Annotated in this window: 15 protein-coding genes; 13 read left to right on the forward strand and 2 right to left on the reverse strand. The window is 59.6% G+C overall.

Features of this window, described 5'->3' with window-relative positions; all coding sequences use genetic code 11:
• Nucleotides 1-153: 153 nt before the first annotated feature.
• The gene (gene rpsT / locus QMX98_RS23465) at nucleotides 154-432 is read right to left on the reverse strand and encodes a 30S ribosomal protein S20 (protein ID WP_008154937.1); all 279 of its coding nucleotides are present in this window, start codon (nucleotides 430-432) and stop codon (nucleotides 154-156) included.
• A gap of 252 nt (nucleotides 433-684) precedes the next feature.
• Between rpsT and murJ the strand changes: the two genes are divergently transcribed.
• The 6 genes from murJ to ispH all read left to right on the forward strand — a co-directional run bounded on the left by murJ (nucleotide 685) and on the right by ispH (nucleotide 8190).
• Nucleotides 685-2223 carry a murein biosynthesis integral membrane protein MurJ gene (murJ, locus tag QMX98_RS23470; RefSeq protein ID WP_010467534.1) on the forward strand — a complete coding sequence of 513 codons (1539 nt, stop codon included), beginning with the start codon at nucleotides 685-687 and terminating at the stop codon, nucleotides 2221-2223.
• A 129-nt stretch (nucleotides 2224-2352) separates the two neighbouring features.
• Entirely contained in the window at nucleotides 2353-3303 is a 951-nt protein-coding gene (gene ribF, locus QMX98_RS23475; RefSeq protein ID WP_010467535.1) for a bifunctional riboflavin kinase/FAD synthetase, read from the forward strand.
• Nucleotides 3304-6135, forward strand: coding sequence for an isoleucine--tRNA ligase (ileS, locus tag QMX98_RS23480; RefSeq protein ID WP_010467536.1), 2832 nt, complete (start codon nucleotides 3304-3306; stop codon nucleotides 6133-6135).
• Complete coding sequence (lspA, locus tag QMX98_RS23485; protein ID WP_010467537.1) at nucleotides 6128-6640, forward strand: signal peptidase II; 513 nt, start codon at nucleotides 6128-6130, stop codon at nucleotides 6638-6640. The genes ileS and lspA overlap by 8 nt, the downstream gene beginning before the upstream one ends.
• A 7-nt stretch (nucleotides 6641-6647) precedes the next feature.
• Nucleotides 6648-7085 (forward strand): FKBP-type peptidyl-prolyl cis-trans isomerase, encoded by a 438-nt coding sequence (gene fkpB / locus QMX98_RS23490; RefSeq protein ID WP_010467538.1) that lies wholly within the window; start codon nucleotides 6648-6650, stop codon nucleotides 7083-7085.
• A 157-nt stretch (nucleotides 7086-7242) separates the two neighbouring features.
• Nucleotides 7243-8190 carry a 4-hydroxy-3-methylbut-2-enyl diphosphate reductase gene (gene ispH, locus QMX98_RS23495; RefSeq protein ID WP_010467539.1) on the forward strand — a complete coding sequence of 316 codons (948 nt, stop codon included), beginning with the start codon at nucleotides 7243-7245 and terminating at the stop codon, nucleotides 8188-8190.
• On the opposite strand, the gene QMX98_RS23500 is transcribed toward ispH, so the two are convergent.
• Nucleotides 8159-8716: a GspH/FimT family pseudopilin gene (locus QMX98_RS23500; protein ID WP_282411453.1), complete on the reverse strand. Its 558-nt coding sequence runs from the start codon at nucleotides 8714-8716 to the stop codon at nucleotides 8159-8161. The two genes, ispH and QMX98_RS23500, sit on opposite strands and share 32 nt — an antisense overlap.
• Nucleotides 8717-8847: 131 nt before the next feature.
• On the opposite strand from QMX98_RS23500, the gene QMX98_RS23505 reads away from it, so the two are divergent.
• The 7 genes from QMX98_RS23505 to thiO are packed head-to-tail and all read left to right on the forward strand — an operon-like array spanning nucleotide 8848 to nucleotide 15616.
• Nucleotides 8848-9321, forward strand: a complete 474-nt coding sequence (locus tag QMX98_RS23505; protein ID WP_282411454.1) for a GspH/FimT family pseudopilin — start codon at nucleotides 8848-8850, stop codon at nucleotides 9319-9321.
• Complete coding sequence (pilV, locus tag QMX98_RS23510; protein WP_042932547.1) at nucleotides 9318-9767, forward strand: type IV pilus modification protein PilV; 450 nt, start codon at nucleotides 9318-9320, stop codon at nucleotides 9765-9767. Before QMX98_RS23505 ends, pilV begins: the two co-directional genes overlap by 4 nt.
• Nucleotides 9764-10477: a prepilin-type N-terminal cleavage/methylation domain-containing protein gene (locus QMX98_RS23515; RefSeq protein WP_200667039.1), complete on the forward strand. Its 714-nt coding sequence runs from the start codon at nucleotides 9764-9766 to the stop codon at nucleotides 10475-10477. The genes pilV and QMX98_RS23515 overlap by 4 nt, the downstream gene beginning before the upstream one ends.
• Nucleotides 10474-10944: a PilX N-terminal domain-containing pilus assembly protein gene (locus QMX98_RS23520; protein WP_282411455.1), complete on the forward strand. Its 471-nt coding sequence runs from the start codon at nucleotides 10474-10476 to the stop codon at nucleotides 10942-10944. The genes QMX98_RS23515 and QMX98_RS23520 overlap by 4 nt, the downstream gene beginning before the upstream one ends.
• Nucleotides 10931-14041: a PilC/PilY family type IV pilus protein gene (locus QMX98_RS23525; protein WP_282411456.1), complete on the forward strand. Its 3111-nt coding sequence runs from the start codon at nucleotides 10931-10933 to the stop codon at nucleotides 14039-14041. The genes QMX98_RS23520 and QMX98_RS23525 overlap by 14 nt, the downstream gene beginning before the upstream one ends.
• A gap of 14 nt (nucleotides 14042-14055) precedes the next feature.
• Entirely contained in the window at nucleotides 14056-14457 is a 402-nt protein-coding gene (locus tag QMX98_RS23530) for a type IV pilin protein (protein ID WP_083375726.1), read from the forward strand.
• A gap of 58 nt (nucleotides 14458-14515) precedes the next feature.
• The gene (gene thiO, locus QMX98_RS23535) at nucleotides 14516-15616 is read left to right on the forward strand and encodes a glycine oxidase ThiO (RefSeq protein WP_282411457.1); all 1101 of its coding nucleotides are present in this window, start codon (nucleotides 14516-14518) and stop codon (nucleotides 15614-15616) included.
• Nucleotides 15617-15732: the final 116 nt, after the last annotated feature.

Genomic DNA, 15732 nt, shown 5'->3' on the forward strand with positions numbered 1-15732 from the left:
GCTCGCGATAGCGGTGTAACAGTCGGCATCAATGTTGAGTGTTGCACCGCTATCGCGAGCAGGCTCACTCCTACATTTTTTTTGCGCGGCGTTTACCAAATCGCAGGCAATAAAAAACCGACCCTGAGGTCGGTTTTTCAACAAGCTTATCGCTTATGCGGCTACAGCAAGGTTCAGAGCCTTGACGTGACCGTTCAGGCGGCTCTTATGACGAGCTGCCTTGTTCTTGTGGATGATGCCTTTATCGGCCATACGGTCGATAACTGGCACAGCCAGAACGTAAGCTGCTTGAGCTTTTTCAGCGTCTTTTGCGTCGATGGCCTTAACTACATTCTTGATGTAGGTACGAACCATGGAACGCAGGCTGGCGTTGTGGCTGCGACGCTTCTCAGCCTGTTTTGCACGTTTTTTGGCGGAAGGTGTGTTGGCCACCGTCGAGCTCCTCGAAAGACTTTTTAGGAAATAGCAAACAAAATAGGCCGCGAATCATGCCGATGAGTTGATGTCTTGTCAAGGGCGGTTGAGACGTTCCGCTAAGTGGTAGGTATAAAGAGGCGGGATATTTATTTCCGGCGCTTGACCTGTAAACTCGCGAGCTTTGGCTCTGTGCTGCTGCGGCGCGGAGTATCGCATAAGTAGGCGCTTTGTTCGCCTGCTGTTTATCGACAGGCACAAACTCTTTCAATGAATCTGCTCAAATCGTTGGCCGCCGTCAGCTCTATCACGATGCTTTCCCGGATTCTGGGGTTCGTTCGTGACACCCTCATCGCACGTACATTTGGCGCCGGGATGGCGACGGACGCCTTCTTTATCGCCTTCAAACTGCCCAATCTGCTGCGAAGAATCTTCGCCGAGGGTGCCTTTTCCCAGGCATTCGTGCCGATTCTTGCTGAATACAAGAGCCAGAAGGGCGAGGAGGCGACGCGAACGTTCATCGCTTACGTGTCTGGCCTGCTGACGCTGGTACTGGCCCTGGTCACCGCGCTGGGCATACTCGCCGCGCCGTGGGTCATCTGGGCCACCGCGCCGGGTTTTACCGATACCCCGGAAAAATTCGAGCTGACGACCGATCTGTTGCGCGTGACTTTTCCTTATATATTGCTGATCTCCCTGTCTTCATTGGCCGGTGCGGTCCTCAATACGTACAACCGATTCTCGGTGCCGGCTTTCGTGCCGACGTTGCTCAACGTCAGCATGATCGTCTTTTCGGTATTCCTCACGCCATACTTCGACCCTCCCGTCATGGCCTTGGGTTGGGCGGTACTGGTGGGTGGCCTGGCGCAGTTGCTTTATCAGCTACCCCACCTGAAAAAGATCGGCATGCTCGTGCTGCCACGCCTGAATCTGCGTGACAGCGGTGTCTGGCGGGTGATGAAGCAGATGTTACCGGCGATTCTCGGCGTGTCAGTGAGCCAGATTTCCCTGATCATCAACACCATCTTCGCCTCGTTCCTGGTCGCCGGCTCCGTGTCGTGGATGTATTACGCCGACCGTTTGATGGAGTTGCCGTCCGGCGTACTGGGCGTAGCGTTGGGCACCATTCTGCTGCCGACCCTGGCCAAGACCTACGCCAGCAAAGATCGCCACGAATATTCGCGAATCCTCGATTGGGGCCTGCGTCTGTGCTTCGTGCTGGTGTTGCCGTGTTCTCTGGCGCTGGGGATTCTGGCCGAGCCGCTGACCGTTTCGCTGTTCCAGTACGGCCAATTCAGCGCGTTTGATGCCTCCATGACACAGCGGGCGTTGATCGCTTATTCAGTCGGTTTACTCGGAATTATCGTGATCAAAGTGCTGGCGCCGGGCTTTTATGCGCAACAAAACATCCGCACTCCGGTAAAAATCGCGATTTTCACCCTGATCGTTACTCAGCTGTTCAACCTCGTGCTCATCGGCCCGCTGGCTCACGCCGGTCTGGCCCTGGCCATCAGCATCGGTGCCTGCATCAACGCCGGGCTATTGTTCTATCAGCTGCGCAAGCAGCAGATGTATCAACCGCAACCGGGTTGGGCCAAATTCGGTCTGAAGCTTGTGATTGCGGTGTTGGTGATGTCTGCTGTGCTGCTGGCCGGGATGCACTTCATGCCGGCCTGGGATCAGGGGCATATGCTGGAGCGGTTCCTGCGCCTGGGCGCGTTGGTCGCTGCCGGGGTGATCAGTTATTTCGGCATGCTGCTGTTGATGGGCTTTCGTTTGCGCGACTTCAATCGCAAGGCGCTGAGCTGAGGCTTGGGCCTCGATAAACATGGGCGAACCGGCAGTTTTGTCGGCTCGATTACTTTGGGTTACGGTGTTGCCTGTCGTCGGCCGCCGGGTGTGGTTATAATCGACCACTTTATGAGCAAGAAGCGCGTTATGCAGCTGGTTCGAGGCCTCCACAACCTGCGCCCCCAGCATCGGGGCTGTGTCGCCACTATTGGCAACTTTGACGGTGTTCACCGTGGCCACCAGGCTATCCTGGCGAGGCTGCGTGAGCGCGCTATCGAGTTGGGCGTGCCCAGCTGCGTGGTGATTTTCGAACCACAGCCGCGAGAGTTCTTCGCCCCGGACACGGCCCCGGCCCGTCTGGCCCGGCTGCGGGACAAACTGCAGCTGCTGGCCGACGAAGGTGTCGACCGGGTCCTGTGCCTGGCCTTCAACCACCGGCTGAGCAAGCTCAGTGCCAGTGAATTCGTCGATGCCATTCTGGTCGACGGTCTCGGCGTCCAGCACCTGGAGGTCGGTGACGACTTCCGGTTCGGCTGTGACCGGGTAGGGGATTTCGATTTCCTGCAGCAGGCTGGCATCGTTCAGGGCTTTACCGTTGAAGCGGCGCAAACCGTCGAGCTGGACGGCATTCGCGTCAGCAGCACGCAGGTCCGCAATGCCCTGGCCGCTGCCGATTTTGCCTTGGCCGAGCGGCTGCTCGGGCGTCCGTTCCAGATCACCGGGCGGGTCCTGCATGGCCAGAAGCTGGCGCGCCAACTGGGTACGCCCACCGCCAACATTCAACTCAAGCGTCGTCGCGTGCCCTTGACCGGGGTGTACCTGGTCAACGTCGACATCGACGGCAAGACCTGGCCCGGCGTTGCCAACATTGGCGTGCGGCCCACGGTACAAGGTGATGGCAAAGCCCACCTCGAAGTGCACCTTTTAGATTTTGCCGGCGATCTGTATGACCGGCGTTTGACGGTGGTTTTCCACCACAAGCTGCGTGAAGAGCAGCGTTTCGCCTCTCTGGAGGCGCTTAAGACGGCGATCAATGCGGATGTTGCCGCCGCCCGTGCCCTGTCGCACCTAGCGCCAATCGCTAATGAAGAGCCTTAAATGACCGACTATAAAGCCACGCTAAACCTTCCGGACACCGCCTTCCCAATGAAGGCCGGCCTGCCTCAGCGCGAACCGCAGATTCTGCAGCGCTGGGACAGCATTGGCCTGTACGGTAAGTTGCGCGAGATTGGCAAGGATCGTCCGAAGTTCGTACTTCATGATGGTCCTCCTTACGCCAACGGCACGATTCACATCGGTCATGCGCTGAACAAGATTCTCAAGGACATGATCATCCGCTCGAAAACCCTGTCGGGTTTCGACGCGCCTTATGTTCCGGGCTGGGATTGCCACGGTCTGCCGATCGAACACAAAGTCGAAGTGACCCACGGCAAAAACCTGGGCGCGGACAAGACCCGCGAACTGTGCCGCGCCTACGCCACCGAGCAGATCGAAGGGCAAAAATCCGAATTCATCCGTCTGGGCGTGTTGGGCGACTTCGCCAACCCGTACAAGACCATGGACTTCAAGAACGAGGCCGGTGAAATCCGCGCGCTCGCCGAAATCGTCAAGGGCGGTTTCGTGTTCAAGGGCCTGAAGCCCGTGAACTGGTGCTTTGACTGCGGTTCAGCCCTGGCTGAAGCGGAAGTCGAGTACGAAAACAAAAAGTCCTCGACCATCGACGTGGCCTTCCCGATTGCCGACGAAGCCAAGCTGGCTGCCGCTTTCGGTCTGGCGTCCCTGGCCAAGCCTGCCTCGATCGTGATCTGGACCACCACCCCGTGGACCATCCCGGCCAACCAGGCGCTGAACGTTCACCCGGAATTCAACTACGCCCTGGTCGACGTTGGCGACAAACTGCTGGTGCTGGCGGAAGAGCTGGTCGAGTCGTGCCTGGCCCGCTACAGCCTTGAAGGCTCGGTCATCGCGACCACCACCGGTAAAGAACTGGAACTGATCAACTTCCGTCACCCGTTCTACGATCGCCTGTCGCCGGTTTACCTGGCCGACTACGTTGAGCTGGGCGCTGGCACCGGCGTGGTTCACTCCGCCCCGGCCTATGGCGTGGACGACTTCGTGACCTGCAAGAAGTACGGCATGGTCAACGACGACATCCTCAACCCGGTACAGAGCAACGGCGTCTACGTGACATCGCTGGAGTTCTTCGGCGGCCAGTTCATCTGGAAAGCCAACCCGGCCATCGTCGACAAACTGACCGAAGTCGGTGCGCTGCTGCACACCACCATCATCGAACACAGCTACATGCACTGCTGGCGTCACAAGACCCCGCTGATCTACCGCGCCACCGCGCAGTGGTTCATCGGCATGGATAAAGAGCCTGTCAGCGGCGACACCCTGCGCAAGCGCGCACTGAAAGCCATCGAAGAGACTCAGTTCGTCCCGGCCTGGGGCCAGGCACGTCTGCACTCGATGATCGCCAACCGTCCAGACTGGTGCATCTCCCGTCAGCGCAACTGGGGCGTGCCGATCCCGTTCTTCCTGAACAAGGAAAGCGGCGAGCTGCACCCGCGCACTGCCGAGCTGATGGAAGAAGTCGCCAAGCGTGTTGAAGTCGAAGGCATCGAAGCGTGGTTCAAGATGGACGCTGCCGAACTGCTGGGTGACGAGGCGCCGCTGTACGACAAGATCAGCGACACCTTGGACGTCTGGTTCGATTCGGGCACCACGCACTGGCACGTCCTGCGCGGTTCGCACCCGATGGGCCACGAGACCGGCCCGCGTGCCGACTTGTACCTGGAAGGTTCGGACCAACACCGTGGCTGGTTCCACTCGTCCTTGCTGACCGGTTGCGCCATCGACAACCACGCGCCGTACCGCGAGCTGCTGACCCACGGTTTCACCGTCGATGAGTCCGGTCGCAAGATGTCCAAGTCGCTGGGCAACGTGATCGCGCCGCAAAAGGTCAACGACACCCTGGGTGCCGACATCATGCGTCTGTGGGTCGCTTCTACCGATTACTCGGGTGAAATGGCGGTGTCCGAGCAGATCCTGCAACGCAGTGCGGACGCCTACCGGCGGATCCGTAACACCGCGCGCTTCCTGCTCTCCAACCTGACCGGGTTCAACCCGGCCACCGACATCCTGCCGGCCGAGGAAATGCTCGCCCTGGACCGTTGGGCCGTGGACCGCACCCTGCTGCTGCAACGCGAGTTGCAAGAGCACTACGGCGAATACCGCTTCTGGAACGTCTACTCCAAGATCCACAACTTCTGCGTGCAAGAGCTGGGTGGTTTCTACCTCGACATCATCAAGGACCGTCAGTACACCACTGGCGCCAACAGCAAGGCGCGCCGCTCGGCGCAAACCGCGCTGTACCACATCTCCGAAGCGCTGGTGCGCTGGATCGCGCCGATCCTCGCCTTCACCGCCGACGAGCTGTGGGAATACCTGCCGGGCGAGCGCAACGAATCGGTGATGCTCAACACCTGGTACGAAGGCCTGACCGAACTGCCGGACAACGTCGAACTGGGCCGCGCCTACTGGGAGCGGATCATGGCGGTGAAGGTCGCGGTCAACAAGGAAATGGAAATCCAGCGCGCGGCCAAGGCCGTCGGTGGCAACCTGCAAGCCGAGGTGACGCTGTTCGCCGAAGAAGCGCTGAGCGCCGACCTGGCCAAGCTGAGCAACGAACTGCGCTTCGTGCTGATCACCTCGACCGCCAGCGTGGCGCCTTTTGTTCAGGCACCTGCGGACGCGGTAGTCACCGAAGTCAGCGGCCTGAAGCTGAAAATCGTCAAGTCGGCCTTCGCCAAGTGCGCCCGTTGCTGGCACTGCCGTGAAGACGTCGGCGTGAACCCGGAGCATCCGGAAATCTGCGGTCGTTGCGTCGACAACATCAGCGGTGCGGGCGAGGTTCGTCATTATGCCTAACGCTGCTGGCCGTTTCGGACGGCTGAGCTGGCTCTGGTTGAGCTTGCTGGTCCTGGTCATCGACCAGGCCAGCAAGTTCTACTTCGAAGGCTCGTTGAAGATGTACCAGCAAATCGTGGTGATTCCCGATTATTTCAGCTGGACCCTGGCCTACAACACCGGCGCGGCATTCAGCTTCCTGGCCGACAGCTCCGGCTGGCAGCGCTGGTTGTTTGCCCTGATCGCCGTGGTGGTCAGTGCGGTGCTGGTGGTGTGGCTCAAGCGTCTGGGGCGCAACGAAACCTGGCTGGCCGTCGCTTTGGCGCTAGTGCTGGGCGGGGCGCTGGGTAATCTGTATGACCGCATCGCCCTGGGCCATGTGATCGACTTCATTCTGGTGCATTGGCAGAACCGCTGGTATTTCCCGGCGTTCAACTTTGCCGACAGTGCCATCAGCGTCGGGGCCGTGATGCTCGCGCTGGACATGTTCAAAAGTAAAAAGACCGGAGAAGCCGTTCATGACTGAACAGGTATTGGCTGAGCAACGCATCCGCCAGAACACGGAAGTCACTTTGCACTTTGCACTGCGCCTGGAGAACGGCGACACCGTCGACAGCACCTTCGACAAAGCCCCGGCGACCTTCCAGGTCGGCGATGGCAACCTGTTGCCAGGTTTCGAAGCAGCGCTGTTCGGCTTCAAGGCAGGCGACAAGCGCACGCTGACGATTCAGCCGGAAAACGCGTTTGGCCAGCCGAACCCGCAAAACGTGCAGATCATCCCGCGTTCGCAGTTCAAGGACATGGAACTGTCGCCGGGTTTGCTGGTGATCTTCAACGATGCGGCCAATACTGAGCTGCCTGGCGTGGTGAAGGAATTCGATGACGAGCAAGTGACCATCGACTTCAACCACCCGCTGGCCGGCAAGACATTGACCTTTGACGTAGAAATCATCAGCGTCAAATCGCTGTAACTGACCGAATGCGGTCCAATGTAGGGGCAGAGCTTGCTCGCGAAGGCGTCATCACATTCACCATCAATGTCGACTGACACACCGCTTTCGCGAGCAAGCTTCGCTGCTACAGGGATGTAATGTTCTAATTTCTTGCGCGCAAGACACGAGGCACAGCATGCAAATCAAACTCGCCAACCCCCGTGGCTTCTGCGCCGGCGTGGACCGGGCGATCGAAATCGTCAACCGCGCCCTGGAAGTCTTCGGGCCGCCTATCTATGTGCGCCACGAAGTGGTCCACAACAAATTCGTCGTCGAGGACCTGCGTGCTCGCGGGGCGATCTTCGTCGAAGAACTGGATCAGGTGCCGGACGATGTCATCGTGATCTTCAGTGCCCACGGGGTTTCCCAGGCTGTGCGTACCGAAGCCGCTGGCCGTGGCCTGAAAGTGTTCGACGCGACCTGCCCGCTGGTGACCAAGGTGCACATCGAAGTCGCGCGTTACAGCCGTGACGGCCGTGAATGCATTCTCATCGGCCACGCCGGTCACCCGGAAGTTGAAGGCACCATGGGCCAGTACGATGGCAGCAACGGTGGTGCCATCTATCTGGTTGAAGACGAGAAAGACGTCGCCGCGCTGCAGGTGGTCAATCCCGACAAACTGGCGTTCGTGACCCAGACCACGCTGTCCATGGACGACACCAGCCGCGTGATCGATGCTCTGCGTGCACGCTTCCCGGCGATCGGTGGTCCGCGCAAGGACGACATCTGCTACGCCACGCAAAACCGTCAGGACGCCGTCAAACAACTGGCCGACGAATGCGACGTGGTCTTGGTGGTGGGTAGCCCGAACAGCTCCAACTCCAACCGCTTGCGTGAACTCGCCGAGCGCATGGCCACCCCGGCTTATCTGATCGACGGCGCCGAAGACCTGCAAAAAAGCTGGTTCGACGGTGTCGAGCGTATCGGCATCACCGCTGGCGCCTCTGCACCGGAAGTGTTGGTGCGTGGCGTGATCCAGCAGTTGCAGGCCTGGGGTGCTACCGGGGCCGATGAATTGGCGGGTCGCGAGGAGAACATCACATTCTCCATGCCTAAAGAATTGCGCGTGCGCTCCCTGCTTTAACTTTTTTTCCTCCCGGACATAGCGCCTGCTCAGCCTTATCGCTGCGCAGGCTGACGCGACCGGTTGCGGCCAGCACCACCTGAAGCTGGCTAACCGGTTCGCGGACTGTGCAAACGTGCAGCGTCCCCGCTTGAAACGCCCGGCCAGGCATCTGTGGCTCGCCGATATGGCTGAAACGGATGTATCGTCTGACCGGCCAATTGCCAACAATCGGCACCCGAGCGCCACTCACGCGCTCAATCAGCAGCGGATTGCTGCTGTCCTCCGGCCCTTTGCCGCTGATATCCAGAATGATGCGCCAGCCCTGACCCCAGTCGTCGTTGATGCCATGAATGACGATGGTCTGATTTCGCGCGAGAGCTTCGCTTCTGGCGCTGCGAATACCACTGGCAAGAGACTTTGCCGCCGCCTCGCGATGATTCGATTCTGTAAGGGCCGCGAACGCCGGACTGACCAACAGCAGAACAATCCCGGCAATTGTCAGTCCCATGAGCAGTTCGATCAGGCTGAAGCCTCGCTGATGCATGTCATCTCCCTCCGTGGAGTGCTGCGGCCCGCGCATTCCGTGCGCGAGTAATGGCAAATCAACCGCACGCCGGGCGGTCGAATGTTCTAGCGTGTAGAAGCAGGTATAGCCGACGGCAACGGAGGGCACCGATGGATCATCGTACAAAAGGTTTCACGCTGATCGAGCTGCTGGTCTCGCTCGCGGTCTTTTTGATCCTGATCACCCTGGCCGTACCGGCGTTCACCCGGTCGGTGCAAGGCACCAAGGCAGACACCGAAATCGGCGACCTGCAACGCGGCCTCAATTTCGCACGACTTGAGGCCATCGACCGGGGCGTCTCCATTCGGGTTCGTCCGATCGCTGTTGGTGGCGCCTGGACCGGTGACTTGGCGGTATATGACAGTACGAACACGCCGGCCAATGTATTGCGGGTTGTTCCAGCACTGAGCAGCGGCACGAGTCTGACGCTACCCTCAGGAGTGACCGCCATCGATTTCAACAATCTGGGTGGTTTGTCAGCGCCAGCCACACCCGTGGTGATCAGCTATGTATTGGGGGCGCAAACCAGGACGCTGAATGTGTGTTTGAACGGACGAATTCTATTGGGTGGAAGTTGCGGATGAGGGAACGGGGCAAACATGCACAGGAGGGCATGACGCTGATCGAAGTGCTGGTCGCGTTGGTGATTCTGACCGTGGGGCTGCTGGGCGCGGCGGCGATTCAGCTCAATGCGCTGAAATACACCGACAGCTCGCGGATGACCAGCCAGGCGAGTTTTATCGCCTACGACATGATGGACCGTATCCGCGCCAATTCCGGCGCCGACTACACTGTGACGCCTCCGACGTCGGGCAACCTGAACGTCGCCCGCGATCAGGACCTCTACGACTTCACCACCAATATCGTCAATTTCGGCGGTGCGACGGCCACTGGCACCGTTACGCTGAATCAGCGCGTGTACACCATCACCATCACCTGGGATGACTCGCGCGCCGCCAATATCGCCAACTCGCGCCGCAGCTTTGTCTTGACCAGTCGCGCCACGGTCGACCCGGTGGCAACTCCATGAGGCAGTCCAGCAGAGGTTTCGGGCTGATCGAGTTGTTGATCGCCCTCGCATTGAGTTTGATTGTGGTGCTGGGCGTGGCGCAGATCTTCATCGCCGCCAAGAACACCTACATCAGCCAGAACGCCGCCGCCGCCATGCAGGAAGATGCGCGTTTTGTGCTCAGCAAGATGATTCAGGAAATCCGCATGGTCGGCATGTTTGGCTGCCTGGGGACGATCACCGATTCAAGTACAGGGGGGAGCTTCGCTGCCAGTCAGATAACGCCGATCAGCTGGGATAATGCCAACCAGAAATTGACCCTGGTGGCCGCCGATGTGGGAGCGGGTGGCGGGGCGCCAGCCTGGACAGTGGTTTCCGACTGTCGAAATACGGCGACGGCGTATACGAATCCACCGGCGCTGACATCGGGGCAGTTGGCGTTTCCCATACGGCGGCTGATCTACAGTTTCAGCAATAACAAAATCATGATGGGCTCCGGTCCCGGCACGCCGGCCCAGTTCGTACTGGTCGATAACGTCAGTGCCTTCAGCGTGCTCTTCGGCCTCGCCAATTCGGCCACCGATGTAGCCGCTTCCAGCTACAGCGCCAACCCGTCCGACCCCGCGCGAATTCGCAGCGTGCGCCTGACGATGACACTCTACGACCCGAACAGTCGGGTTAAAAATCAAACCTTCACCGTGGTTGCCGCCTTGCGCAACAGGTTGCCATGAGGGAGGCCTCCATGACGTCTCATGCCCAGCGGGGTATGGCGCTGCTGGTCAGCCTGGTGTTTCTGCTGTTGCTGACCTTGATCGGTCTTTCATCGATGCAGAACGCCACGCTGCAGGAAAAAATGGCCGGCAGCGTGAGCTTGCGCAACCAGTCGTTCCAGGGCGCTGAAGCTGCATTACGCGTGGGAGAAAGTGCGGTGCAGCTGGACAGCTATTCATTGCCGGTCTGCAGCCAGTGCGCGCCACCGTCGGACGCGTTGACGGTCACTGCCGCCGGCCCCGGTTCGACCCCCGGCGTGACCTGGATCGCCTCGGGCAAGGGCTTTTACGGGGTGCAGAATATCGGTACTACGGTCAACGCCGTGAATGTGCCGAGCAACACCTCGGCGACGCTTTACCGGGTGACCGCTGTCGGCATCGCGGGCAACTCGCGCAGCGTCGTGGAGAGTATTTATGCGAAGTACTGAAGGGCGCCGTGGCGTGTGGCAGCTGCTTTGCGGCGTGGTACTGGGGCTTTACCTGTCCGCACCGGCGTATGCCTTCACGCCGTCGGATTCACCGCTGTTGAGCGGCGCAGCCGTCCCTCCGAACGTCATGCTGCTGATCGACGACTCGGGGAGCATGAACAACATCATTTGGGCGTCGGGGTTCAATCCGGCGGCCAACTATGGGCAGATCGCGATTTGCAGTTCCAACACCTCCTGTTTAAGCGGTCAGAACCTGAACATGAGTGATACCAATATTTTGCTGTCGAGCCTCAATCGCGGCGGTTGCTCGACCAACGGCAACTGGTACGGTTTTTATCGCGGCTTTCTCGGTTTGACACCCATCTGCCTGAAGCTGCCGGACCCGGTGGGCAATGAAAATACGCGCTACACCGCCGACTACCTGGCTTATCTGCTGGGGTTGGCCAACGGTTCGAGCAAGGATTTCACCACGGGCGCCAGCGCGATCCCCAATGAATACCGGATCAGCGTGGCCCAGGATGTCTCCACAAGCCTGGTCTCCAGCAATCGCTCGCTGCGTATCGGTCTTGCGACGTTCAATCCGCCTACAACCAGCAACTCCGGTGGTGGTGGCTTCATCGCCCGATCGATCAGCGATCTCTCTGCGGTGAGCGGCAGCGTCACCCAATCCCAGGCGGATACCAACTACAACAACCTGATCTCTGCCATCAACGGCTTGAGTGCCGTGGCCAATACACCGCTGGCGGAAACCTACTATGAAATAAACCGTTATTTTCGAGGCCTGGCGCCGGTCTACAACTCGACACCGGCGACTTACAGCAGCCCGATCCAGTATCGCTGCCAGAAAAACTATGGCGTGGTGATCACCGATGGCTTGCCGACCTTTGACCGGACTTTTCCCGGCACCGACCCACTGGCGGGCGCTCGCCTTCCAAACTGGGATGGCGTGAATAACGATGGCGACAACCTCAATGGTGATGGTGAAGGCGACACGCTGTATCTGGACGACATCGCCAAGTTTGGCTTCGACATCGACATGCGTTCCACGGGAACCGATCTGGCAGGCAAAAGCTGGAACGCTGGGGATTTTCCCAAGCAGAACATCAACACCTATACCGTGGGCTTCACCGCCGCGAACCAAATGCTGTCGGATGCCGCCAACTACGGACAGGGCAAGTACTATCAGGCGACCGACAGCGCAGGACTCAGCAGTGCGCTGTCCTCGGCGCTGAGCGACATCACCTCCAAGGCCGGTTCCGGTGGCAGCGGCGTCACCAGCGGCACCACCCTGGCCAGCAATTCGAGTTACTTTCAGACCATTTATGACCCCAAGGACTGGCGCGGCACGATCAAGTCCTTTGGCTTCACCTCGGCGGGTATCGTGAATACCTCTGCGACACTCTGGACCACCGACACCACGATCGTCCCGGGTGCCACAGCGCCGACTTACCAGTCCTGGAACACCCTGACCAACGCCGCAGTCACCTTGGCGTATGCCAGTTTTTCCCCGGCACAACAGACCTCCCTCAGCCAAAGCCTGCCCACCGGCATTACCGGCAGCGATCTGGTGGAGTGGAGCAAGGGCACCAACAAAACCGGGCTCAAGGTGCGTAGCGTGCTGCTCGGCGACATCATCAATTCACCCCTCGTACTGGCGTCACCCACGGACAAGACCGCCTCTGATCTGGTGGGGGACACCACTTACAGCACCTACCTGACCACCAAAGCCTCCACCATGAGTCCCAGCCTGGTGGTGAATGCCAACGACGGGTTTGTGAATGTCATCAACTCGGCCAATGGCACCCGGCGTTATGCCTACATGCCGTCCAGCGTGTTGCCATCACTGCGCTACATCGCCGACCCGACGTACATCAACGGTGTGAGCCACAAGTTTCTGGTCGACGGTCAGGTCGGGGTGTTCGATGCCCAGTTCAGCAGCGTCTGGAAAACCCTGGCCATTGGCGGGACCGGGGCTGGCGGCAGGACTTTTTATGCGTTGCAGCTGTTCGATGCGTCAGCGGGCAACGTGTTCAAGGCGCTGTGGGAAATCAGTGCGCCGGCCACGGCCAGTACCGCGAACGCTTTCAATGATCTGGGTTATGCCTATGCACGGCCGGAAGTGGCACGCTTGGCCGACGGTCGCTGGGCCGCGTTCATTTCCAACGGCTATGGCAGTAACTCCGGGGTGGCGGCGTTGTACGTGGTGGACGTTCGTGACGGCTCGTTGATCAAGAAAATCGTGGTCGACAGCGCCGACACCAACAATGGCCTGTCGTCGGTGAAGCTCAGGGTCAACTCGCAGAATGTGGTGCAGGCCGCCTATGGTGGCGACCTGAAAGGGCGGTTATGGAAGTTCGATTTGAGCGCTACCGCCCCCGACTCCTGGGGCGTGGCATTCTCCGGCAAGCCGCTGTTTACCACGGCGGGCGGCGCCACTCAGCCCATTACTGTGCAGCCGTTGCTGGCGGACAATTCATTGGGCGGCAAGGAAGTGTTTTTCGGCACCGGTAAATTCAACGAGACTGCCGACAAGACCAACAAGGATTTGCAGGCGTTCTACGCCGTGTGGGATGCGGAGGGCGGCGCGGGTCAGATCACCGTGTCCAGTTTGCAGGCACAAGCGGTGACCGGTGTGTTCTCGGGCAGCACCGGACAGTTCATCACCACCAGCCAGAACGACGTGACCTATCCGGGGGAGAAGGGCTGGTACTTGCCTCTGGTGTACAACAGCGTGTTGACGGGGGAGCGGGTGATCAATCAGGCCAGCCTGGTGCTGGGAAGGATCGTCTTTACCACGGCGAGTGTGGACACCACTGACCCGTGTGCCAGCTTTGGTACCGGCAAACTGGTCGAACTGGATGCGTTCAGCGGTAAGATGCTCAATTATGCGGTGCTCGACACCAATAACGACGGGACGGTCGACAGCACGGACACGGTGTCCAGCGGAGTGATTTTCACCGGTGGCATCCCGACCTTGAACGCCATCGTCAACGGCGCGACCCGCAAGGTCGTGAACGATTCCAGTGGCGGCATCAGCACCCTGGTGGAAAAATCCGGCGGCGGCAGCCGTCGCATCATGTGGCGACAAATACAGTAAGTGAGAGTGAAGGAATGCGTAGATCCAACCGAGGTTTCACCCTGATCGAAATCATGATCGTGATTGCGATCATCGGGATCGTCATCACCATTGGTGCCCCGAGCCTCACCGAGTACGTGAAAAAGGGCCGCCGCACCGAAGTGGCGGGGCTGCTCTCCGAGCAGGCACAGATCCTTGAGCGGTTCTACTCGAAGAACAATGTCTATACCGCTGCCACCGGACTGAGCGCCGGCAACGATTTTTACACCATCACCCCGACCCTGACCGATCAAACCTTTTTGCTGACGGCAACGCGCAAGACCGGCGCTGCAATGGCGACTGACAAGTGCGGGGATTTCACCCTCACCAACACCGGCGTCAGAAGCATGGTCAATGCGACGTCCGGGTTGGTGACCAAAGATTGCTGGGGTCGCTGAGTTCCCTTTTCGGGCGCCTTTTTTGCGCCCTCTGTCTATTTACCGGTTGGATCAGAACATGAGCAGGCAACAGCAAGTGGTGATTGTCGGCGGCGGGGTGATTGGGCTGCTGACGGCGTTCAATCTCGCATCCGAAGTGCAAAGTGTTGTGTTGCTGGATCGTTCGAGCGTGGGGCAGGAATCGTCATGGGCCGGTGGCGGGATTGTTTCCCCGCTCTATCCATGGCGCTACAGTCCGGCAGTCACCGCGCTGGCGCATTGGTCCCAGGATTTTTATCCGCAGCTCGGTGAGCGACTGTTCGCCGCAACCGGGGTTGATCCCGAAGTACATACCACTGGCCTGTACTGGCTGGATCTGGATGACGAGGCCGAGGCGTTGGCCTGGGCCGAGCGGGAAAACCGTCCGTTGCGGGCTGTGGATATCTCGGCGGCACACGATGCCGTACCAGTGCTGGGCCCCGGGTTTTCCCGGGCGATCTATATGGCTGATGTGGCCAACGTGCGTAATCCACGGCTGGTAAAGTCCCTGAAGGCTGCATTGTTGGCGCTGCCGAACGTGACGATTCGTGAGCAGTGCGAAGTCAGCGGGTTTATTCGCGAAGGCGACAGGGTTGTCGGCGTGCAGACTTCGGTGGGTCCCGTCCACGGTGATCAGGTGGTCCTGACGGCTGGCGCCTGGAGTGGTGACTTGCTCAAGAATCTGGACCTTGAGTTGCCGGTCGAGCCGGTCAAAGGGCAGATGATTCTGTACAAATGCGCAGCGGACTTCCTGCCGAGCATGGTGCTGGCCAAGGGGCGTTATGCGATTCCCCGGCGCGATGGACACATTCTGATAGGCAGTACGCTGGAGCATGAAGGCTACGACAAGACGCCGACCGACTCGGCGCTGGAGAGTCTGAAGGCATCAGCGGTAGAGTTGATTCCTGCGCTGGCAGAGGCCGAAGTGGTGGGGCATTGGGCTGGATTGCGCCCGGGTTCGCCGGAAGGCATTCCCTACATTGGCCGAGTGCCGGGGTTCGATGGACTTTGGCTCAACTGCGGGCATTACCGTAACGGGCTGGTACTGGCGCCGGCGTCGTGTCAGTTGTTTGCGGATGTGATGTTGGGCAGGGCGCCGATTATTGATCCTGCGCCGTATGCGCCGACCGGGCGGATCTGACAGCAAGATTCTTTATCGCCTGCCAGATCGCTTTCGCGGGCAAGCCTCGCTCCTACAGGTTTGAGTCGTTCAATCCACTTGCGAACGACACACCCCCTGTAGGAGCGAGGCTTGCC

It is taken from the genome of Pseudomonas sp. PS02303 (assembly GCF_029959925.1).
GTDB classification, from domain to species: domain Bacteria; phylum Pseudomonadota; class Gammaproteobacteria; order Pseudomonadales; family Pseudomonadaceae; genus Aquipseudomonas; species Aquipseudomonas mandelii.

Coding starts and splice junctions, on each gene's coding strand:
- QMX98_RS23520 (WP_282411455.1), top strand. CDS start 10,474: ATGAGGGAGGCCTCCATGACGTCTCATGCCCAGCGGGGTATGGCGCTG.
- QMX98_RS23500 (WP_282411453.1), bottom strand. CDS start 8,716: ATGCATCAGCGAGGCTTCAGCCTGATCGAACTGCTCATGGGACTGACA.
- pilV (WP_042932547.1), top strand. CDS start 9,318: ATGAGGGAACGGGGCAAACATGCACAGGAGGGCATGACGCTGATCGAA.
- murJ (WP_010467534.1), top strand. CDS start 685: ATGAATCTGCTCAAATCGTTGGCCGCCGTCAGCTCTATCACGATGCTT.
- ispH (WP_010467539.1), top strand. CDS start 7,243: ATGCAAATCAAACTCGCCAACCCCCGTGGCTTCTGCGCCGGCGTGGAC.
- QMX98_RS23505 (WP_282411454.1), top strand. CDS start 8,848: ATGGATCATCGTACAAAAGGTTTCACGCTGATCGAGCTGCTGGTCTCG.
- QMX98_RS23515 (WP_200667039.1), top strand. CDS start 9,764: ATGAGGCAGTCCAGCAGAGGTTTCGGGCTGATCGAGTTGTTGATCGCC.
- QMX98_RS23525 (WP_282411456.1), top strand. CDS start 10,931: ATGCGAAGTACTGAAGGGCGCCGTGGCGTGTGGCAGCTGCTTTGCGGC.
- QMX98_RS23530 (WP_083375726.1), top strand. CDS start 14,056: ATGCGTAGATCCAACCGAGGTTTCACCCTGATCGAAATCATGATCGTG.
- lspA (WP_010467537.1), top strand. CDS start 6,128: ATGCCTAACGCTGCTGGCCGTTTCGGACGGCTGAGCTGGCTCTGGTTG.
- thiO (WP_282411457.1), top strand. CDS start 14,516: ATGAGCAGGCAACAGCAAGTGGTGATTGTCGGCGGCGGGGTGATTGGG.
- ileS (WP_010467536.1), top strand. CDS start 3,304: ATGACCGACTATAAAGCCACGCTAAACCTTCCGGACACCGCCTTCCCA.
- ribF (WP_010467535.1), top strand. CDS start 2,353: ATGCAGCTGGTTCGAGGCCTCCACAACCTGCGCCCCCAGCATCGGGGC.